Annotated in this window: 24 protein-coding genes; 11 read left to right on the top strand and 13 right to left on the bottom strand. The window is 48.2% G+C overall.

The window, feature by feature from the left end:
- The first annotated feature begins 177 nt into the window (after nt 1-177).
- From B0X71_RS06080 to B0X71_RS06095, 5 genes are all read left to right on the top strand, one after another.
- A complete protein-coding gene (locus B0X71_RS06080) occupies nt 178-540 on the top strand; it encodes a HesB/IscA family protein (RefSeq protein WP_077588590.1) in 363 nt (120 codons plus the stop codon).
- Nucleotides 541-727: 187 nt separating this feature from the next.
- Nucleotides 728-1,942, top strand: a complete 1,215-nt coding sequence (locus B0X71_RS06085) for an NAD(P)/FAD-dependent oxidoreductase (protein WP_077590916.1) — start codon at nt 728-730, stop codon at nt 1,940-1,942.
- Nucleotides 1,943-1,999: 57 nt separating this feature from the next.
- Nucleotides 2,000-2,500 carry an NUDIX domain-containing protein gene (locus B0X71_RS06090; protein ID WP_077588591.1) on the top strand — a complete coding sequence of 167 codons (501 nt, stop codon included), beginning with the start codon at nt 2,000-2,002 and terminating at the stop codon, nt 2,498-2,500.
- A 137-nt stretch (nt 2,501-2,637) separates the two neighbouring features.
- Nucleotides 2,638-2,766 (top strand): YuiA family protein, encoded by a 129-nt coding sequence (locus B0X71_RS21210; protein WP_198038696.1) that lies wholly within the window; start codon nt 2,638-2,640, stop codon nt 2,764-2,766.
- A gap of 310 nt (nt 2,767-3,076) precedes the next feature.
- The gene (locus B0X71_RS06095) at nt 3,077-3,406 is read left to right on the top strand and encodes a YuiB family protein (RefSeq protein WP_077588592.1); all 330 of its coding nucleotides are present in this window, start codon (nt 3,077-3,079) and stop codon (nt 3,404-3,406) included.
- Nucleotides 3,407-3,457: 51 nt separating this feature from the next.
- On the opposite strand, the gene B0X71_RS06100 is transcribed toward B0X71_RS06095, so the two are convergent.
- Entirely contained in the window at nt 3,458-3,931 is a 474-nt protein-coding gene (locus B0X71_RS06100; RefSeq protein WP_077588593.1) for a divergent PAP2 family protein, read from the bottom strand.
- Nucleotides 3,932-4,088: 157 nt separating this feature from the next.
- On the opposite strand from B0X71_RS06100, the gene B0X71_RS06105 reads away from it, so the two are divergent.
- On the top strand, nt 4,089-5,582 hold the full coding sequence (locus B0X71_RS06105; RefSeq protein ID WP_077588594.1) for a leucyl aminopeptidase: 1,494 nt from the start codon (nt 4,089-4,091) through the stop codon (nt 5,580-5,582).
- 63 nt (nt 5,583-5,645) lie between these two features.
- On the opposite strand, the gene mnhG is transcribed toward B0X71_RS06105, so the two are convergent.
- The 8 genes from mnhG to B0X71_RS06145 form a co-directional block, all read right to left on the bottom strand.
- Entirely contained in the window at nt 5,646-6,011 is a 366-nt protein-coding gene (mnhG, locus tag B0X71_RS06110) for a monovalent cation/H(+) antiporter subunit G (protein WP_077588595.1), read from the bottom strand.
- A complete protein-coding gene (locus tag B0X71_RS06115; protein WP_077588596.1) occupies nt 5,989-6,270 on the bottom strand; it encodes a Na(+)/H(+) antiporter subunit F1 in 282 nt (93 codons plus the stop codon). The genes mnhG and B0X71_RS06115 overlap by 23 nt, the downstream gene beginning before the upstream one ends.
- Nucleotides 6,267-6,746 carry a Na+/H+ antiporter subunit E gene (locus B0X71_RS06120; RefSeq protein WP_077588597.1) on the bottom strand — a complete coding sequence of 160 codons (480 nt, stop codon included), beginning with the start codon at nt 6,744-6,746 and terminating at the stop codon, nt 6,267-6,269. Before B0X71_RS06120 ends, B0X71_RS06115 begins: the two co-directional genes overlap by 4 nt.
- A gap of 6 nt (nt 6,747-6,752) precedes the next feature.
- Nucleotides 6,753-8,234, bottom strand: a complete 1,482-nt coding sequence (locus B0X71_RS06125; RefSeq protein ID WP_077588598.1) for a Na+/H+ antiporter subunit D — start codon at nt 8,232-8,234, stop codon at nt 6,753-6,755.
- Nucleotides 8,227-8,574, bottom strand: a complete 348-nt coding sequence (locus B0X71_RS06130) for a Na(+)/H(+) antiporter subunit C (protein WP_077588599.1) — start codon at nt 8,572-8,574, stop codon at nt 8,227-8,229. The genes B0X71_RS06125 and B0X71_RS06130 overlap by 8 nt, the downstream gene beginning before the upstream one ends.
- Nucleotides 8,574-8,996, bottom strand: a complete 423-nt coding sequence (locus tag B0X71_RS06135; RefSeq protein WP_077588600.1) for a Na(+)/H(+) antiporter subunit B — start codon at nt 8,994-8,996, stop codon at nt 8,574-8,576. The genes B0X71_RS06130 and B0X71_RS06135 overlap by 1 nt, the downstream gene beginning before the upstream one ends.
- Nucleotides 8,986-11,400, bottom strand: a complete 2,415-nt coding sequence (locus tag B0X71_RS06140) for a Na+/H+ antiporter subunit A (RefSeq protein ID WP_077588601.1) — start codon at nt 11,398-11,400, stop codon at nt 8,986-8,988. The genes B0X71_RS06135 and B0X71_RS06140 overlap by 11 nt, the downstream gene beginning before the upstream one ends.
- A gap of 226 nt (nt 11,401-11,626) precedes the next feature.
- Complete coding sequence (locus B0X71_RS06145) at nt 11,627-12,859, bottom strand: MFS transporter (protein WP_077588602.1); 1,233 nt, start codon at nt 12,857-12,859, stop codon at nt 11,627-11,629.
- A 152-nt stretch (nt 12,860-13,011) separates the two neighbouring features.
- Between B0X71_RS06145 and B0X71_RS06150 the strand changes: the two genes are divergently transcribed.
- Nucleotides 13,012-13,611 (top strand): peptidylprolyl isomerase, encoded by a 600-nt coding sequence (locus B0X71_RS06150; RefSeq protein ID WP_408634119.1) that lies wholly within the window; start codon nt 13,012-13,014, stop codon nt 13,609-13,611.
- 18 nt (nt 13,612-13,629) lie between these two features.
- On the top strand, nt 13,630-13,839 hold the full coding sequence (locus tag B0X71_RS06155; RefSeq protein ID WP_077588604.1) for a hypothetical protein: 210 nt from the start codon (nt 13,630-13,632) through the stop codon (nt 13,837-13,839).
- Nucleotides 13,840-13,853: 14 nt separating this feature from the next.
- On the opposite strand, the gene B0X71_RS06160 is transcribed toward B0X71_RS06155, so the two are convergent.
- On the bottom strand, nt 13,854-15,026 hold the full coding sequence (locus B0X71_RS06160; protein ID WP_077588605.1) for a MalY/PatB family protein: 1,173 nt from the start codon (nt 15,024-15,026) through the stop codon (nt 13,854-13,856).
- 73 nt (nt 15,027-15,099) lie between these two features.
- Between B0X71_RS06160 and B0X71_RS06165 the strand changes: the two genes are divergently transcribed.
- Entirely contained in the window at nt 15,100-15,360 is a 261-nt protein-coding gene (locus tag B0X71_RS06165; protein WP_077588606.1) for a DUF1871 family protein, read from the top strand.
- Nucleotides 15,361-15,400: 40 nt separating this feature from the next.
- On the opposite strand, the gene B0X71_RS06170 is transcribed toward B0X71_RS06165, so the two are convergent.
- Both B0X71_RS06170 and B0X71_RS06175 read right to left on the bottom strand, forming a co-directional pair.
- Nucleotides 15,401-16,045: a hypothetical protein gene (locus B0X71_RS06170; protein WP_077588607.1), complete on the bottom strand. Its 645-nt coding sequence runs from the start codon at nt 16,043-16,045 to the stop codon at nt 15,401-15,403.
- A 1-nt stretch (nt 16,046) separates the two neighbouring features.
- On the bottom strand, nt 16,047-16,874 hold the full coding sequence (locus B0X71_RS06175) for an ABC transporter ATP-binding protein (protein ID WP_077588608.1): 828 nt from the start codon (nt 16,872-16,874) through the stop codon (nt 16,047-16,049).
- 192 nt (nt 16,875-17,066) lie between these two features.
- On the opposite strand from B0X71_RS06175, the gene B0X71_RS06180 reads away from it, so the two are divergent.
- Together B0X71_RS06180 and B0X71_RS06185 are read left to right on the top strand one after the other, a co-directional pair.
- Nucleotides 17,067-18,074 carry an ABC transporter substrate-binding protein gene (locus B0X71_RS06180; protein WP_232336800.1) on the top strand — a complete coding sequence of 336 codons (1,008 nt, stop codon included), beginning with the start codon at nt 17,067-17,069 and terminating at the stop codon, nt 18,072-18,074.
- Complete coding sequence (locus tag B0X71_RS06185; protein WP_232336801.1) at nt 18,074-20,032, top strand: iron ABC transporter permease; 1,959 nt, start codon at nt 18,074-18,076, stop codon at nt 20,030-20,032. The genes B0X71_RS06180 and B0X71_RS06185 overlap by 1 nt, the downstream gene beginning before the upstream one ends.
- A 186-nt stretch (nt 20,033-20,218) precedes the next feature.
- Here the strand turns inward: B0X71_RS06185 and B0X71_RS06190 are convergent, their stop codons facing one another.
- Complete coding sequence (locus B0X71_RS06190; protein ID WP_077588610.1) at nt 20,219-20,455, bottom strand: helix-turn-helix domain-containing protein; 237 nt, start codon at nt 20,453-20,455, stop codon at nt 20,219-20,221.
- Nucleotides 20,456-20,520 lie beyond the last annotated feature (65 nt).

A 20,520-nucleotide genomic window follows, 5' to 3' on the forward strand; every position in this document is an offset into this window, starting at 1 on the left:
AGCCTTCGTGGCTCTTTTTTTCAATTGGTTCTGTTAAAGAACAATGTTGATCTTTTTCGCTGTAAAAGAATATGGAGCTTTTTTGCGGAATATTAACAGATATATTCATCATAAGATGACGTTCTTGATAAAGGTGCAACAGAATTGGTATCATAACCCATAAGAGGAGTGATAATTGTGACACAAATTGTGGAAATCACTGAAGCAGCTTCTTACCGGGTAAAGGAAATGATGCGACATAATGAAGAAGAAGGCGCATTCCTCCGGGTTGCTGTAAAAGGCGGCGGCTGCAGCGGACTGACATATGGCATGGGATTTGAGAAAGCACAAGGCGAGACAGACGACCTGTACGAACAGCATGGTCTGCAAATTGTAATAGCTAAAGATGATGCCGGCATTCTGAACGGGACGGTCATCGATTACAAACAATCGCTGATGGGCGGCGGATTCACGATTGAAAACCCGAACGCCATCGCATCATGCGGCTGCGGAACAAGCTTCCGTACAGCCACCAAAAAAGGCTCACCTGAAAACTGCTGATTCCGAGACCGGCTGCGCGCCGGTCTTTTCGCTGTTTTCTGCTTGCATGATGGTTCAACATTTTATTGAAATCAGGCAGTAAAAAGGCTAATATAGAAGATGGGAAATTCGTCGAAAAACATGACGAAACAGATCGGAAAACGTATTTTCCATTGTTAAAAACAATTTAAAGGTGGTTGCGCTTGTGTTGAAAAGACCGTCAGTCTTAATACTGGGAGCGGGATACGGTGGATTGAAAACCGCTATCGAGCTTCAGAAAGAATTCGGAACAGATGAAGCGGATATTACGCTAATCAATAAAAATGACTATCATTACGAGACGACGTGGCTCCATGAAGCTGCAGCAGGCACGCTTCTGCCTGAAGAAGTCCGTTATGACATCAAAGATGTGATTGACAGCGTGAAAGTGAAGTTTGTTAAAGCCACAGTCGAAGGAATCGACGTAGATGGTAAACGGGTGACTACAGACGCGGGCGACTTCTCTTATGATTATCTGGTGGTTGCACTCGGTTTTGAAGGCGAGACGTTTGGCATTCCGGGTCTTGACAAATATGCGCTTTCCATCGCTAATGTACGGGCTGCCACATATATCCGTGAACATATTGATTATCAGTTCGCATTGTGGACAACAGAAGAAGTGAAGGATGATAGCCGTCTGACAATCGTTGTCGGCGGAGCTGGATTTACAGGTATCGAGTACTTGGGTGAACTGGCAAACCGGATTCCGGAACTGTGCAAGGAATTTGATATTCCGCGGGAAAAAGTCCGGATTCTTTGTGTGGAAGCTGCGCCGATGGTACTTCCTGGTTTCGACGAAGCCTTGGTGAAGTATGCGGTCGGTCAGCTTGAAGCAAGAGGTATTGAGTTCTCCATCGGTACGCCGGTAGTTGAAGCGACACCTGAAGGCGTCATGATTAAAAAAGGTGAAGATACTACGGAATTCATCAAAGCCGGTACTGTTGTCTGGGCAGCGGGAATTCGTGGCAACCGACTGATCGAAGAAACATCGATTGAAAGCAACCGTGCACGCGTAAAAGTGGAGAAAGATCTCCGGGCACCTGGATATCCGGATGTCTTTATTGTCGGAGACTGTGCACTGATGATCAATGAAGAGATCAATCGTCCTTACCCGCCAACAGCTCAAATCGCGCTTCAGCAGGCAGAACAGGCTGCGAAAAACATTGCTGCGCTTTCAAGAGGAGACGAAACACATGCATTCCATCCGGATCTGAAGGGAACCGTATGCTCTCTTGGCGAGCATGATGCAATCGGTGTTGCGTTCGACCGGAAAGTGACAGGGAAAAAAGCGGCATTTCTTAAGAAAATGATTGATAACCGCGCCTTACTGATGATCGGCGGATTTGGCCTGGTCATGAAAAAAGGAAAATTGAACGTATTTTGATCAGTGAACCGGTCCCCGCTTGCGGGGGCTTTTTTGTATGAGGAGGAGCAGAGCGATATGGCAGACAGCAAGAGAGGAAATGTATGGCTTGGTGTAGCCGGCTTAGTGATGAACCGGACGGGAGACTGGTTGGTCGTCAAAAAACGCTACAGTGGATTGAAAGGGAAATGGTCACTGCCTGCGGGGTTTGTTCAGCCCGGGGAAACAATTGATGAAGCGGGCGTTAGAGAAGTGAAGGAAGAGACAGGCATTTTTACCGAACCGTTTGGAATGATTGGTTTCCGCTCTGGTGTAATTAAGGGAGAAGTAAGTGATAATATGGCGATCTTTCTTCTTAAGGTGGCAGATGAGACGCAAATGCTCAATCCGCAGCTGATGGAAGTATACGAAGCAAAGTGGATGGCACCGGAACAACTGCTGCGGGAACAGGAAGTCTCGGTAATGCTGAAAGAAATGGCTGGATATGTACTTGAAGATGGATTTGAAGTGATTGATGGCGTTGATCCCGGTGCGGTATTCGGATATTCTTCCTATAAATTATTTTTCAAAACAGTATGAATAATACCGAAAAAGCGAGATAAGAAGAGTTAAACCATAATGTATTCGGTTACATGTCAAACTTTATCAGTTGCAGCAAGCCAGTATGCATGCTATATTATCAGAATATTATAAACTAAAAGACGGGAGAGATGAACATGACATTTAAAAAGAAAGCCAACCCGCATGAATGTCCTTACTGCGCTGGCCAAGGATACTTCCAATTAAGACTCGGTGGCTCTGAAACGTGTACCTGCTGTTCGGGATCGGGAAAAAACAGTAAGTGATATGGAAATGGTTACCGACTGGCCGGATATTAAAAGCATCCTATTAAGACAAAAAGAAACTCACAGCTTTCCTGCAGATTGACTGGTGAAACGCCATATCCGTCCCCCTGGGTATGACATTTCGGACAGTGGTCGCATTGCCGGAAAGATGTGGGTTTCTTGTGTTTTATCCTTTGCAGCTCTCTTTACATGTGCTCCTGATAGTGGTGTCCTGTCATTCATGACGAAGTTGTGAACAAACGGTCGCTGCGTTGAAAGACCGCTGATTATCAGGTAAACTGATGAAGGAACTGACGGGGGTTGAAATTGAATGGATGGCTCGCTGACAATCGTACAGCTGATTATCTCGATGCTGCTGTTTTTCGTAATGTTTTTCGGTATTGGTTTTCTATTGAATATGCTGCTGCGTGTGACGTGGTTCATGGCAATTGTTTATCCGATTGTTGTGCTCTTGATCATTGATGAAGTCGGCTTTTTTGATTACTTCGCTGATCCTGGCAATTCGTTTGCGCTTCTTGGCGATAAGACTGCCTCGCTTGCGGGAGCAGATGTCGCAATTTTATCTGCCGGTCTCGGTGGGGCTGTAACTGCGGGTATTGTCATGCGGATATTGCGGAAAATGGGATATCGGATGTTTTAGATTCATAATAAAAAGGCCGGAGCGGAAAGGAATCTTTCCGCTCCGGCTTTTTTATTTAATCCAATAAAAGGTGACTGAGAGAAAAATGCCTGTCAATGCACCTATGAAGACTTCACTCGGTTTATGGCCAAGCAAAGTTTTTAATTCTACGATTTTTTCCTCTTCTTTTTTCTGGGCCCATGTTCGGCTCTCTTCCAGGAAAAAATGGAGATCGGCGCGCAGTTGATTAATGATTGCCGCCTGCTGCCCTGCCTGAAAACGGACACCGGTGGCATCGAACATAACGATTACTGCGAAAATAGCTGCGATTGCAAAAAACGTGGATTCAGTTCCATGTTCATAAGCTACAGCAGTAGTAAGAGCGGTTACTGCAGCGGAGTGGGAACTCGGCATGCCGCCGGTCGATGTGATCAATGACCAGTCCCATTGGCGGGTGACCATAAAATAAATCGGCACTTTGACGAATTGTGCGAACAGAATCGCAAAAAACGCCAGCCATAACGGTGAATTAGAAAAGATCTCCATTTGGAATCAACCCTCACATTCCCTTCAAGTACGGACAGTATATCATATTCTTTCGCTGTACTTCACACCTCCGTAAGGCGTTTCGGGAATCGAACTACCGGTTTTCAACACTAAATGATACACTTATTAACGTAAATTAACGCAGGAGGGTGACAATATGAATATTGAAGTACTGACAGACCAGCAGGATTGCCAAGCGGATGTTTTAATTGTCGGCTTAAGCCGGCAGGCAGCAGAGACAACAGGCTGGGGAAACATTGAAAAACGATTTGAGGGCCGGTTGAACGGGTGGATTGAAAATGGTCTGTCCGATGAAGTGAAAGCGCTGACGGAATACCCGGCACTGACAGGTGAAATTTCACGCGTACTGTTTATCGGTCTTGGAGAGCGGAAAGAATTGACGGAAGATACACTGCGCACGGCGTTCGGCCTGGCCGGCCAACATTTAAAAAAGAAAAAAGCAGTACGTGCTGCCATACATATCGATTCCTTCACCTCGGAAACGATTACAGCGGACAATGTTGCCTATTTGGCTACGGAAGGCATTCGCATGGGCAGTTACCAGTACAGCGGGCTGAAAACGAACGCGGAAGAAGGAGTATTTCCTGAAGAAGCTGTTCTGCTTACGTCAGCTGACGCTGAAGAAACGGCGGCAGCTGCGCTGATCGGCAGTGTGTTCGCTGATGCTGTGAACGAAGCCCGCACACTCGTGAATATGCCAGCAAACGTGCTGACGGCCGTCCGGATGGCTGCTTACGCAGAAGAACTGGCGGATGAATACGGTTTTGAAACGGAAATTTTAGGGAAGCAGGAAATGGAAGAACGCGGAATGGGTGCGATTCTGGCAGTAAATCAAGGATCGGTGGAAGAGCCGCGTCTGATTGTCTTAAAGTACAAAGCGACGGAAGACTTCAGTGATCCGTTGGCGCTTGTCGGAAAAGGCATAACATTTGATACGGGTGGCTATTCACTGAAGCCCAAAGACGGCATTGTAGGGATGAAAGGGGACATGGGCGGAGCTGCGGCTGTGCTCGGCGCTATGCGGATTATTGGGGAGTTGAAGCCCAAGAAGAACGTCATGGCTGTTATTGCTTCGACGGATAACATGGTCTCCGGCAATGCATTTAAACCGGATGATGTCATTACCTCGTTGAGCGGAAAAACCATTGAAATTTTGAACACGGATGCAGAAGGCCGCCTTGTATTGGCAGATGCCGTAACATATGCCAAGCAATTGGGGGCAAGCCGCATCGTCAATGTTGCGACACTGACAGGCGGTGTCATCGTGGCATTGGGAATGGATAAAACGGGAGCTTTAACGAATGATGAAGCATTTTTCGAAACGTTTCTGGAAGCGGCGGTGGAAACAGACGAATTTGTTTGGCGCCTTCCGCTCACGGAAAATGATAGAAAACGTCTCCGGAAAAGCGATGTAGCCGATTTGAACAATTCACCCGGCCGGGACGGGCACATGATTTTCGGCGGGGGATTTGTCGGTGAATTTGTGGGAGATACGCCATGGATCCATCTGGATATCGCCGGTACATCCAACGCAGCTTCTGCCCACGACCTAGGCCCAAAAGGCGGGACAGGAGTCATGGTCCGGACACTTGCAATGCTTGTTGAACAGCTGGCAGAAACAGAGGAATAGGAAAAGCGCCATAAACAAAGAGAGACTGACCGGGATTGTTGACGAATCCGGTCAGTCTCTCTTTTATTGTTTCCGTTTTTTTTCGGCAATTACTTGCTTTAGTGCATCATGCTCTGTCAAATCTGTTGGCTGCACACCAGAAATATAGGCAGAACGGCCGATTAAATGACCGGAAAGCGGAGAAGTGACAAAGAGAAAGATGATGGCAAGAATCAATCTGGAATTCATATGGCCTTCAGCCAGCCAAAAATAAATGAACGTTCCGGCCAGTATGCCAAGGACACCCAGTGTCGCACTTTTAGAAGAGGCGTGTGAACGCGTATAAACGTCCGGAAGCCGGATGAGCCCCAGAGCCGTAACCAGGCTGAATATCACCCCTAAACTGATGAATATAATCGTGAGCCCATTAACGATCGCTGTTTCGGTCAAAAACCTCACCTCTTTCCAAAAACTTCGCGAAGGCTGCCGTACCGATAAATGCGAGAATGCTCATTAACAAAATGACTTCCAGAAAAAATTCCGTTTCAAAAATCAGGGATAGCAGTGCGACGATTGACACCAGGGAAATTCCGATGGCATCAAGCGCGACGACCCGGTCCGGAACGCTGGGACCCTTGATGAGCCGGATAAGCAGGCCAATGACTGAGAGACTCACAAGGATAAGGGAAATCCAGAAAAAGAGTATCATGTACGGCTCACCTCCAGTATCGCTTTTTCAAAGGTATCCTGAATGCTTTTTACTGCATCGTCGATGTCATCTGCATCGATCGCATGGATATAAAGCTTTTTTTGATCATCTGAAACAGCAAGGACGAGTGTACCGGGTGTCAGTGTGATCAACAGAGACAGCAATGTGATTTCCCAGTCATACTTTAAGACAGTGTCATATTCAAAAATGGCAGGCCGGATATTCATCCGGGGCTTGAGAATCAGCAGAAATACCTGGACACTTGACAGGAACAATTCTTTCATGAATAGGAAAAATAAGGATATAACTGCCCATATCCGGAACAGGTACAGCCGCTCATTAAAGAACCGGCGCATCAGAATCAGCAGAAACAAGCCGAGCAGGTAGCCGATAATGAATGTGGCTGACGTGAATGAAACACTCATGAACATCCACACCAGAGCCAGGAAAAAGTTTAATAATATTTGAAATGCCATCGTCATCTACTCCTTTAAAACCGCATCTATATAGATGGATGGATTTAATAGAACTTCTCCGGCACCCGAAACAAAAGGCATAAACAATTCTGCGCCGACGCCAAGTACAATCGCCAGTACGACCATGCCTGCAGCCGGAACGAACAGCCGCCGGTAGACAGAAGGTTTAACCTGAATGGTTTCAACAGGTTCTCCCCAAAACGCATACAGAAAGATTCGGATTACACTCATCAGCACAAGCAGACTCGTAACCAGAATGAAAATGCTGCCCCAGAAATGGGGACCTTCAAAGCCGCCTTGGACAATCAGCAGTTTCCCTGGAAATCCGCTCAATGGCGGTATGCCGGCAAGCGCGAATGCTGCAATCAGGTAAAACCAGCCGAGTGCCGGCCGGGTTTTCATCAACCCGCCCATTTTCCGAAGGTCGGAAGTCCCGAAGAGAACGGCGACAATTCCAACAAGGAAAAACAGGGCGGCTTTTATAACCATATCGTGAACAAGGTAGAAGACCGCGCCTTCCACACCTGCTTCATTCAATTGGGAAGCGCCGAAGAGAATCACTCCGACGGCAATGATGATGTTATACACAATAATTTTCTTTACATCGAAATAAGCAAGTGCACCGATACATCCTGCAACCACTGTCAATATCGACAGAATAGCAAGCAATTCATGCGTAAAGTCAACGTTCATCGTGAAAAACAAGGTGTATGTCCGGATAATGGAGTAGACACCGACTTTAGTCAGCAGAGCTCCGAATAAGGCAAGCACAGGAATAGGCGGTGCATGGTAAGAACCGGGCAGCCAGAAATAGAGCGGAAAAATCGCTCCTTTAAAGCCGAAGACGACAAGGAACAGAACGGCAATCACCGTCATGATTCCCACTGCTTCGATTTCTGGCACCTTGACTGCTAAATCGGCCATGCTGAGTGTCCCTGTCACTGAGTACAGGTATGCCACTGCTGAGACGAATAGAGCTGATGAAATAATATTCACTAAAATATACTTGATTGATTCACGAAGCTGTGCTTTTTCTCCGCCCAGCACAATCAGCATATAGGAAGCCATCAGCAACACTTCGATGAAAACAAATAAATTGAAGATGTCACCAGTTGTAAATGCGCCGTTGACACCGGTCAGCAGAAACAGGACTGCCGGGTAATAATAGAACTTCTCCCGTTCTGTCCGGATACTTTCAAAACTGTAAAGCACAGCGAAAAGTGTAACGACAGAAGCGGTTGTCACAAGCAGCACCGAAAACAAATCAGATACAAGCGTGATTCCGAATGGTGCCGGCCAGCTGCCGAGCGTCACCGCCTGCACACCGTTTGTGTAGACATCAACGAGCAGGAAAATGGCTGCTCCAACCGTAAACACAAGCCCTGCTAATGTAACCAGCCGCTGCGCACGAATGTTTTTCGGGAAGAAAATCAGGATGATTGCAAAGATGAGCGGAATCAGAATCGGGAACAGAGGCATATTAATCATAGTCTTCAGTTCCTCTCATCAGATTCACATTGTCTGTCCCCAATTCCTGGTAGGCTCTGTAAGCCAGAACAAGGAAAAAGGATGTGACAGCAAATGAAATAACAATCGCTGTCAGAATCAGAGCTTGCGGGAGCGGATCTGCATACTCTGCTTCCGTCACCCCGTATGCCACGACCGGCGGTTTTGTGCCGCCGAACCCGCCCATTGTCAGCAGGAGCAAATGCGCCCCGTGACTGAGCACGGCTGTTCCGATAATGATCCGGAGCAGACTCTTGGACAGCATCAGGTAAACAGCTGCCATGAACAGAAAGCCGACGAGGACCGACATGACTATTTCCATTACGCATCCTCTCCAATCGTTCGAATAATAATCATCGTTACGCCTACCACAACCAGATAGACGCCAAGGTCAAATAATGTGGCGCTGTGGAGAGAAGTTTCTCCAAGGAGCGGCAATTGCACGTAATCATGTGCATGTGTGAAAAACGGAACATTAAATACAATGGAAGCTGCCGCTGTTCCGATTGCGAGCAGCAGGCCGACACCCACCATTTTCACGTAATCGACCGGCAGGATCCGGTTGACCGTCTCGATATCGTAAGCGAGCATCAGGAGCACGATGGCGCCCGCTGTCAGCAGCCCGCCGACGAATCCGCCGCCGGGTGTGTAATGGCCGGCAAAGAAAATATAAATGGCGAAAAGGAGAATGATGAAGGTAACCGCCTTAGTGGCTGTCTGAATGATGACATCATTACTTCTCATGCGGATTCTCCTTTCGGGTGAGGCGGAGCCGGATCATCGAAATAATAGCGATTGCGGCAATACCCAACACTGTAATTTCAAATAAGGTATCAAAGCCCCGGTAGTCAACGAGAATAACGTTAACGATATTCCCGCCCGCAGCTTCTGAATAAACAGTTTCCTTATAGTACTCGGAAATGGATTCAATCGATTTCTGTGAATGGGCACTGAATGCAACCAGCGCCATTGTAACGCCGACACCAGCCGCAATCAGGGCATTGCCGATCCGGAACGGCATCCGTTCTTCATGCCGGCTGAGCTGCGGCAAGTGATAGAATGCCAGCAGGAACAGGGCAACGGAAATTGTCTCAATTACGAGCTGAGTCAACGCAAGGTCTGGTGCACGGAAAATAACAAAGAACAACGCCACCGTATAGCCGACTGCGCCCAGCGCAATAATAGCTGTCAATCGGGATTTTGCCATCAGAATCGTGATGGTTCCCGCTACAAGAACAAGACCGATGATCACTTCATATGCCCGAATAGGTGATGTGCCGGTAAAGTCCAGTGCGAATGCATCTGTTATCGCAAGTGTACCGAGTGTAATCAGTACAAGGAATCCGAACATATAAACAAGATACGAACGGATGAACCCGGTCATGTAAAGACGCGACAGGCGGTTCATGCCGGCGTCACTGAAGTAAATCATGGCATCATAAAGGCCATTCAGTGAATAGGTGTCTGAAAATACATTGTATATCTTCTGCCATTTGTGAAGCTGCCAGTACATCAGTCCGCCAACGAGATAGACACCAAGTGTCATATAGAGCTCTGTGCTGTACCAGCCATGCCAGGCAGCCACATGGATATCCACTTGTTCCGGTGATTCATACAGGAACGGCTGAATCGCGATGACTGCCGGTTTGATGAACCATTCAGCCAGCAGGTTCGGGATAAAGAACAAGATGACGACAAGTGCAGCCAGGACCGCTGGAGAAATCAGCATGCCGATCGGCGCTTCATTAGCCCGCTTTGGCAGCAGATCCGGTTTGTAATCACCTGCAAACGTGTTGAACACAAAGTAAAAACTGTAAATGAAAGTGAACACACTGCCGATCCAGGCGATCACCGGAAACAGAATGCCCCATGTATCAAAAGAAAAGACATCGAATTCTGTCAGTGACAGCATAGCCGAAAAGAACATTTCCTTACTGAGAAAACCGTTAAATGGAGGGAGCCCGGCCATCGACAGAGAGCCAATAACCGCCAGTGTGAAACTGATCGGCATGACACTCATAAGTCCGCCAAGTTTCCGGATATCCCGGGTGCCGGTCTCATGGTCGATAATCCCTGTAACCATAAATAAGCTCCCTTTGAACGTTGCATGGTTGATCAAGTGGAAAATGGCTGCAAATGATGCATACTTAAAAACCGTGCCGGCAGCATCTTCCACATGAAAAGCGACGGCTGCCACACCAAGCAGCGACATGATCAGGCCCAGCTGGGAAACGGTTGAAAAGGCGAGAATCCCTTTCAGATCGCGTTGCCTCAAAGCGAAAAACGAAGCCCACGTCATTGTCAGCAACCCGATTCCTGTGACGAGCCACACCCAGACGGAAGAGACCGCAAAAATCGGCGTGAACCGGGCCACCAGATAAAGGCCCGCTTTTACCATCGTAGCTGAATGCAGATACGCACTGACCGGCGTCGGTGCTTCCATTGCATCCGGCAGCCAGATATAGAATGGGAACTGGGCAGATTTCGTAAAGGCACCCAGTAAAATCAGGATGAGTGACCAAAGGAAAAAGTCATGTACTGCAAGTTCCGGCGCCAGCACGATCAATTCCCGGATTGAATATGTACCACCCATTACATAAAGGAGAATGAATCCTCCCAGCATCATCAGTCCACCGAACACGGTGATCAGCATGGACTTCATCGCGCCAAAGCGGGAGCGGTCCCGCGTATACCAATAACCGATCAGTAAAAATGACGAAATGGACGTCAGTTCCCAGAAAAAGTACAGGGAAATCAGATGATCCGACTGCACAACCCCGAGCATCGCACTCATGAACATCAGCAGATAAACATAGAAGTTATGCAGCTGCTCCCGGTTCTTATCGAGGTAGAAAATTGAATACAGCACCACAAGTGCGCCGATTCCGGTGATCAGCAGGGAAAAGAGCAAGCTCAATCCGTCCAGATAAGAACTGATGGCGATATCGAGGGAAGGGATCCAGCTGAATGATGAAATAACTGTTTCTCCATGCATTGAGGCCGGTATGAATGAGGCGTAGTAAATGGCGAGAATAACTGGCGCAGCAAGGACGAACCAACCAGTATGAAGCTGTGGTAATTTTTTAAACAGCAAAGGGACAAACAATGCAAAGATAAGCGGTAAAAAAATAAAGTACACAGGTGTCAAAAAAAGAATCCTCCTTCCCAAATTCATATACGAGTATCACAAGAAGTATAACGTAAAAAAAACCGATTTGCATGACAAAACCGCTGATGAAGTGAATGGGTTGTGCTCTTTGACAGAAAATCTTCAAAGTTATGGGAGAATATGCCACGGTTCTCGGACAGAAGGCGGACAGGCAGAAAATAAACCCTCGTCCAGCGTTACCTGTACGAGGGTTGAACAGTTGGCTTCATTCCTTCAGCAATTCCTGTTCCAGTAAAATATCCTCAAAGTCCTGCTCCGGCTGCCGGCGTGTATACCATAGGAACACGAACGCAATCAGGAACAGCGAACCAGTCACAAGGAAGACAGAAGAAATTCCGATAAAACCGCTGATGAATCCGCCGAAAATTGGGCCGATAATGTTTCCGAGGAAGCGGAAGCTGGTGTTATACCCCATGACTTCGCCTTGGATCTCAATCGGTGCTTCCCGGCGCATGAGCGCAGTAGTAGCCGGAATCATGCCGCCGACTGCCGTTCCATAAAGGAATCGCAGGATAATCAGCTGCCACAGATCCGTGACAAAAGCCTGCGGAATGATGAAGCAGCACGCCAGAATCAACAGAAGGCCGAGCACTTTTTCATATCCAACTGAATCACCGATCCGTCCCCACCTTCGGGCAAACAGCAAATTTCCGACACCGGTTGCGCTGAATGTCAGTCCCGCCAGGAAGGCAACTTCATCAGCAGCCGATAACTCTGCGACATAAAGAGACAGGAGTGGCTGAATCGAAAAATTGCCGATTTGAATCAGTGAACTGATAATCATGACATTGATCATCAGCCGGTGATGTAATATGCCCTGGATGACTGTGCCCCGTGCATAAACGTGGGCATCTTTCTTCTTTTCCTTTTTCTTTTCTTTTACGCCGATGAGGACGAGCAGGGAAGCAGTGCCGATCGCAAGTGCTGTGAATATGAACGTGTACTGAAAGCCGACCGAATCAGCAAGCAGACCGCCAAAGACCGGCCCGAACAGCGTTCCTGTCACACTGCCCATCTGTAAGGTTCCCAATGTCTTGCCGGCTGTATCCCGGGAAGTTTGGGAGGAGATGAATGCAAGAGAAGTCGGGATAAAGCCGGTCACAATCCCCATGAAGAGCCGGAGAAGGAATAATTCATAGACAGTGTCAGTAAAGCCCATCAGAAAAATACTGAGGGCAATACCCGCCCCCGTAATAACAAGGATCGGTTTATAGCCATATTTGTCAGCGATTCGTCCCCAAATAGGGGACATGACCAGTGCGGCAACAAAAGTTACACCAAAAACAAGACCGGCCCAGCGCTGGACAAATTCACCAGAATAAGTGCCGAATGTTTCAATGTATAAAGAAAGAAAAGGCATGATCATGGTCGCGCTTCCGGCGACAAGGAAATTAGAGATCCACATAATGATAAAATTTCGCTGCTGATAATTATCCATAACAAAGCTCCGTTTCAAAACCTTTTAATACTTAAAGTATATATTAGTTCGATACTCGAAAAAAGTACAAGGGGCCAAAACTGAAATTATCTGCAGGATATGATAGACTGATTCAGGATGAAACAGTACAACAGCAATTGATAAAAGGAGAGATGACAATGGCATACCCTCAACTTTCAAATGAAGTCGGGCAGAATGAAGCCCTTGTAACAATGAATACAACAAAAGGACCGATCAAAATCAAATTGTTCCCTGAACAGGCGCCGAAGACGGTCAATAATTTTCTGACGCATGCAGAAAACGGCTATTATGATGGGATTATTTTTCATCGTGTAATTCCTGATTTCATGATTCAGGGCGGCGATCCGACCGGCACTGGCATGGGCGGAGAAAGCATCTACGGTTCAACGTTTGAAGATGAGTTCTCGCGGGAGCTTTTCAACTTTAACGGCGCACTTTCGATGGCTAACGCTGGTCCTGGAACCAATGGCAGCCAGTTCTTCATTGTACAGAGCAGCGATCTGGGCCCGGGTATGGACAGACAAATGCAGCAGGCTGGTTATCCGGCGGAAGTCGTATCAGCTTATAAAGAGCGTGGAGGCACACCTCACCTTGACCACCGCCATACTGTGTTCGGACAGGTGATCGAAGGACAGGATACTGTAGATGCAATTGCCAATGTAAAAACAAACGCACAGGATAAACCGGCAGAAGACATCAAGATCGAATCCATCGAGATTCACCAAAAATAAGTACAGGAAGTGTAGTGAATGGATTTTACAATCCTTATGCCTTTTCTTTATTTTCCGGAAGATAAGTCAGAGTATATTCCGGCAGCGATTGAATTCATCGCTGTCATGGTGATTGCCGCATTCGTATTCCGGTGGGTTATTAAAAAGTCCAAGCGGGATGAACAGAAGACGAAAGAACTGGAAGAACGGATTCTAAGAGAACGAAAAAATCAGCAGCCGCGTAAATAGCGGCTGCTGATTTTTCATTTTGTAAACGCTGTGATCACGCGCTGGATTCCGTCCTCTAGCACGGGGCGTGGACAGGCGACGTTCATCCGCAGGAAACCTTCGCCGCCAGGCCCGTATTTTGTTCCAGGTTCCAGCGCTACTTTCCCTTTTGTCAGCAAAAGTTCCATGACCTCTTTTTCTGTCAGGCCCAGTTCCCTGTAATCAATCCACAGCAAATAAGTTGCCTCGGGCTTTTGAATGCGCAGACCGGGAATTTGGCTGGTCAGCTCACGGATTGCTATATCCATGTTGTCAGATACAATTGCCAGCAGTTCTTCGAGCCATGGAGCACCATGGTCGTATGCAGCCTGCATTGCCGTTGTGCCGAGTGCACTGATGAATATGTGGCCGTGTGCAGCCGCATAGTCTTCCAGTTTTTTGCGTTTGTCCGGATCCGGTACAAGCATAGCTGAAGCTTGCAGTGAAGCCAGATTGAACGTCTTCGTCGGAGCCACACACGTAATGATTCGGAACAGCTCATCACCAGCAACTGAAGCAGCAGGAACATGCCGGTTTGAGTCAAGTACCAGATCGGAATGGATTTCATCAGATAATATGAGTACATCGTGCTTAGCACATAGATGAATGATTCGCTCCAATTCTTCCCGACTCCAGACGATACCGCCGGGGTTATGTGGATTGCAGAGCAGGAAAATGGCTGTTCCTTGCAGGGCTTCATCCAATTTGTCAAAATCCAATGTGTAGCGGCCGTCTGTATCAGTCAGTTCGCAGTACACTACTTCCCGTTTCAGTTTTTCGGGCAGACTGAAGAATGGCGGATATACAGGTGGTGTGACAAGAATCCGGTCTCCGACAGATGAAAAGGTATCAATCACTTCCGCCATGGCTGGAATGACCCCATGCCGAAATAGGATCCACGTGCTTTCCGTTTCCCAGCCGTGCCGGTCGCGAAGCCAATTGTGAACGGAGGCACGGGTTTTTTCCCCTTCGAAGGTATAGCCGAAAATCGGATGATCCAGCCGCTCCTTCAATGCCGCAGTCACCGCAGGCGGAGCCGGAAAATCCATGTCAGCCACCCACATGGGTAGGATACCGGAAGCATCCTTAATGCCATAGACAGTTTCCATGAGATCCCACTTGACTGAGCTGGTGTTCCGGCGGTCATACAATTCCTCAAACGTCTCCAATCAGATCCCTCTTTTCTTTTTTTGATTCTGTGCTATTATAACGTTTAATGACAAAAAGTTGTAAGGTGAGAAGATGGATACAGTTGAAATGAACAGAAGAGCAGGGGAATTGCTGAGGCAATGGGATCCTTTCCGTATCGGGGAAGAGCAGTACGGCATTGAAGTAGAGGACGTACTCGCGGCACTTCAGCGAATGGACCATCCGACAGACCTGGCGAAGATCATCCAGCGTGCTTACGAGTTCTCCTTCAAACAATGGATTCCGATTGAGAGATGCATCGATGTATCTTATAAACTCCTCGCCATCAAATTCGAAGCAAAATGTATCATTTGAAACGGAAAAAGCGGACCCAACGCTTATAGGGTCCGCTTTCTTATTTTGCCAATGGGCAGTAAGGGCATTTATCGGTATCAGGAAGTTCCTTATACAGACAACAAGTCAGCCGTTTATAATCCTGTTGCGATTCCGCTAACGTTTTTCCGTTTAAAAACTGGCGGAAGTGGGATTTTTTCATGTCCGGCTTCCAGAAGTCGTCATCCAGCAGCTGCTGGACATCCGCCTGCGCCTGTTCGGTATCAGTCATCCCGTACATCCAAATGACATATCCCCAAATATTTTCCCATAAAATTAATTTGGAGACATGACCAGCTTTCCGGACACTTTCCACAACCGGTGCAGCCTGCTGCTTCAGAACCAAGGCAAGGTCTTCTTCTTTCCGCTTACGGATAAAGCGGGAATCAGCACTGAACGCAATGCCGTGAGCCGTTTGTTTTAACCGGACAGCACCCGGCGGACCGTCCCAAATCTGTCCATGGGCCAGCAAATAAAGTTGACCGGCAATAAAAAGGCCGAAGCGCCGCATGAAGACGGACGACGCTACGGCAGAGGTTGGAGCTCCGGTTGTGTGTTTAAGATCATCGATCAATTCCTGGGAGCGGGAGCCGATAGCTTCAGCAAGGGACATAAAGCCATCCGGCTCCTCAGTCAGGAATAATTGAAACCGGTCTAATCCTTCCATATCAGGTGCCACTCATGGCATCGCGGATTTCAGGTACAATGCAGCGTCCGCGACCGAATGGAATGCAATGTGGCGTTCCGAACAGCGGATCTTTTGCCACTTGGCATTCCATGCCGAAAACATCCCGAACCAGCTCACAGCTGATGACCCGTTCAGGCGTGCCTTGACCAAATACTTCACCATCTTTAATCGCAATGATGTTATGCGCATACCGGGATGCCAGGTTCAAGTCATGAAGAACCATGACAATTGTACGGCCCTGCGTTTCATTCAATTCAAACAGCAGATCAAGGATTTCAATCTGATGGGTCATATCCAAATAAGTCGTCGGTTCATCGAGCAGGATGATTTCTGTATCCTGAGCGAGCGTCATCGCAATCCAAGCCCGCTGACGCTGGCCGCCGGAAAGCTCATCCACTGCGCGGTCGCGGAATTCGTCCACCCGGGTCGCTTTCATGGCTGCTTCAACTTTTTCTGTATCTTCTTCGGTCCAGCGCTTGAGCCATGTCTGATGCGGATACCGTCCTTGTTTAACAAGGTCATGCACTGTGAGCCCTTCCGGAGAGACCGGCGACTGCGGCAGGATTCCCATCTTTTTTGCCACTTCACGGGATGACATTTTATGAACTTCTTTTCCTTCCAGCACGACGGATCCTTCCTGCGGCTTCAAAAGCCGGGCGATGGACCGGAGCAGGGTGGATTTCCCGCAGCCATTGCTGCCGACAAAGACTGATATCTCTCCGCGGGGAATAGATAAATTCAAGTTTTCAAACAATAACCGGTCATCATAACCGATTGTCAGATGGTCAGTGTGGACTGCGTTAGTCATTACACGATTCCTCCATATATGTCAAAATTGACTGAGTGGATATAAGTTAATGATGCAATCATAACATAAATTTAAGGTAAGTGAGAATCATTTTCAACTTATTTGTGAAAAACCTTTACAAACCGTCAGGAACTTCGTACAATTAAAAAGCATTGAGAATGGTTATCAAATGGAAGCTGGAGGGGAAATAAATTGATTAAGAAATTCAAGCTAATGCCTGCGATGGCGTTGATGTTGGCACTGGGAGCCTGCGGAGCAGAAGAAGCAGCCGAGCCTGAAGCAGAAGAAGCCGCAGAGATTGAAGTAGCAGAAGAAGGCGGCGAGCCGATTGTAATTGAAGGCTCAAACGGTGAAGTGGTGCTAGAAGAACCGGCCGAAACAGTAGTGGTGCTGGAATGGACATACGCTGAGAACTTACTGGCACTCGGAGTTCAGCCGGCAGGCATGGCTGATATCGAACAGTATGGCGAATATGTGAACATTGAACCGCAGCTGGCTGATTCAGTTGTTGACGTCGGTGGCCGGTCCGAGCCGAGCTTGGAAGCGATTGCCGAAATTGATCCGGATCTCATCATCGGTGTGGATTTCCGTCATGAAGCGATGCTCGATCAGCTGGAAGATATCGCGCCGACTGTTCTCTTTAATCCGTATCCGGAAGAAGAAGCAAATATTGACTTGTACGAAGAAATGATTACAACATTCAATGAAATGGCAGAAGCGGTCGGAAAAGAGGAACAGGCTGAAGAAGTGCTGGCTGAATTGGATGCCACTTATGAAGAAGCGGCAGAAACGATTGAGGCGGCAGACCTTGCAACGGATGACTTTATTCTGACGCTCGCCTATACAGGGCCGCAGGCACCTGAAATCCGGGTGTTCACCCCACATTCCATGGCTTCCATGATTCTGGAGAAAATCGGGTTGAATAACGTACATGAACCTGATCAGTTTGAAGTATTCGGTTCCAGCACATTTAATGTGGAAGGCTTAACCCAGTATGAAGATGTCAATTATCTTTATACAGTTCCAGATGAAGACAATATATATGAAAACCAGCTGGCTGATAATCCAGTCTGGGAAAACCTCAGCTTTGTTCAGGAAGATCGACTGTTCGATCTTGGAGCAGACACATGGCTTTACGGCGGTCCGTTGTCTGCAATGACATTGGTTGATCAAGTAGTTGAGACTTTGGTGACTGAATGATGGTAAAAGGGAAAACGAAGTCCTTTGTCTCGCTGACAGGGGGCTTTTTCCTGCTTGTTGTATTATCGGTCTTCCATCTGACGCAGGGGCAGGCGGATTATACAGCAGCTGAATTGCTGCGCAACGTGTGGACGGAAGGGCAAGTGCAGGACATTGTAGTGTCGCTGCGACTGCCGCGTCTGGCTGTGGGTATATTGGCCGGAGGTGCCCTCGCTGCAGCCGGTGCTGCGCTGCAGACCCTTACGAATAACCCTCTTGCTGCGCCAAGCACGCTCGGCATCAATGCGGGCGCTTTCTTTTTTGTAGTGTTATCTGCAATTTTCTTTCCCGGCTTGCTGGGAACTTTTCCGTTCTTGACAGCACTTGTCGGTGCTGCGATATCCGCAACGCTTGTTGTGCTGCTGTCCGGCAGGCAGATGGATCCGGTGCGCGTTGCGCTGACCGGAATGATCGTTTCCTTGTTGTTTGCTTCGTTGACAGGTGCTTTTCAGCTGCTGTTTGAAAATGAAACGAACGGACTCTTTTTGTGGGGAGCCGGCACATTAGTCCAACTGAATTGGAATGGCGTGTTATTTGCAGCGCCAATTATCACAATTGCATACATAGCGATCCTGCTGCTTGCGAAGCCGATGGACATTTTCGCCCTTGGAGAAGATGTGGCTTCCTCTCTCGGGCAGAATGTCCGTGGAGTCAAGCTGGCAACGTGGGGTGCTGCGATTGTGCTGGCAGCCGCTACGGTCAGCGTCGTAGGGCCGATCGGATTTATCGGCTTAATGGCACCGCATATCGTCCGGATGATGGGCATCAGAGGGCATCTTCAGATTTTCATTCACTCCTTTCTGTGGGGAAGTGTGACACTGATCGGCGCTGATGTTTTTGGACGCCTCATCCAGCCCGGTCAGGAAGTGCCGGCTGGTGCCATGACGGCGTTGATTGGCGGCCCATGGCTTTTATACCTTGCCTGGAGAACGGCTCGTTCAATGAAGCGCGGTGACCGGCAAATGGGCGGAACGCTGAAACCTGTCCGTATTACCGTGCTTGTGCCGGCGCTGCTCGTCATGCTGGCTGCAGCTATCACTATTGCATTCAGCTTCAATGGCTCGGAATGGACATTGGATTGGACAGGATCGGCTGTGTGGAGTTTCCGGGTGCCGCGCGTGCTGACCGCATTTATCGTCGGCGTGATGCTTGCGATTACCGGGGTCATCTTACAGGGAGTGCTCCGGAATCCGCTGGCGGATGCCAGTGTGCTTGGCGTTACTTCAATGGGCGGTGCGGGTGCGATGCTGCTGCTCGTGCTGTTTCCCGCTGTCCCGGTTGCATTCTTGCCGCTCGGGGCGGCGGTTGGAGCTGCTTTAGCGCTCGGAATTATCCTGATCACTGCCTGGAAGAATAATTTCCAGCCGATGCTTGTGGCATTGATGGGGATTGCCATCTCCGCGTTCGGTTCTGCTGCCACGCAGGTTTTTATTGTAAAAGCGGAATTGGCTGTGGCATCTGCGCTCGTTTGGCTGTCAGGCAGCACCTATGCGAAAAGCTGGGAAGATGTGCAATTCGCTTTGCTGCTTTTTGCCTTATTCATCATTCCGGCCGTTTATGTCACACGGAGCCTGGATACCCTGACATTCGGTGATGAAGTTGCATCAGGCCTCGGGCTGAATGTCCGTCGCGCGCGGGTGGGTGCGCTTATTATCGGTGTTGCGATCAGTACAGCTGCCGTGTCGCTTGTGGGAACCATCGGCTTTATCGGTCTCGTAGCTCCCCATATCGCCCGCCGGCTCATCGGCTTCCGACACTTGCCGCTGATGGCCGTATCCGGATTACTGGGCGGTCTGCTGCTGGTTCTGGCTGATTTCATCGGCCGGACGGTCATCGCGCCGCAGGATATTCCGAGTGGACTCATCGTGGCATTGATCGGAACTCCGTATTTACTGTACTTGCTCCGGAAAATAAAGTAACACAAAAAGACATGCCCTTCCCGGCATGTCTTTTTTGAGTTTAATAAACATTAATATTGATTTTTTCACCGCGGAAACATAGAGCGAACAGCGGAAAGTGGAGCTGTTTTGCGGAAGGCCAAAATAGATAGTTAACATAGCCAATAAAAAAGGAAAAGCAGATTGCTGCTTTTCCTAAGGTTGAAATTAAACAGATTCGGTTTTAGGCTTTTCTTCCATTTCTACGCCATCTAATAGATTAAAGACTGGAATTTCAAGTGCATTCGAAAGTTTCAGCAGGGTCTGTGCAGAAGGCACATCCTGACCGGATTCATAAGCTTGGAGGCGGGCAACGCCTACTCGGGACTTCAATGACAAATCTTCCAGTGACATATTCCGCTCTTTTCTGGCCAATTGGAGCTGTGTGTGCAGGTTGTCTTTCATCGTTTTGCCCTCCTTTATTTAATTTTTGTACTACTTTGTTAATTTCAGTATAGCATATTTTTAGA

The organism is Planococcus lenghuensis (genome assembly GCF_001999905.1).
Taxonomy (GTDB): Bacteria; Bacillota; Bacilli; order Bacillales_A; family Planococcaceae; genus Indiicoccus; species Indiicoccus lenghuensis.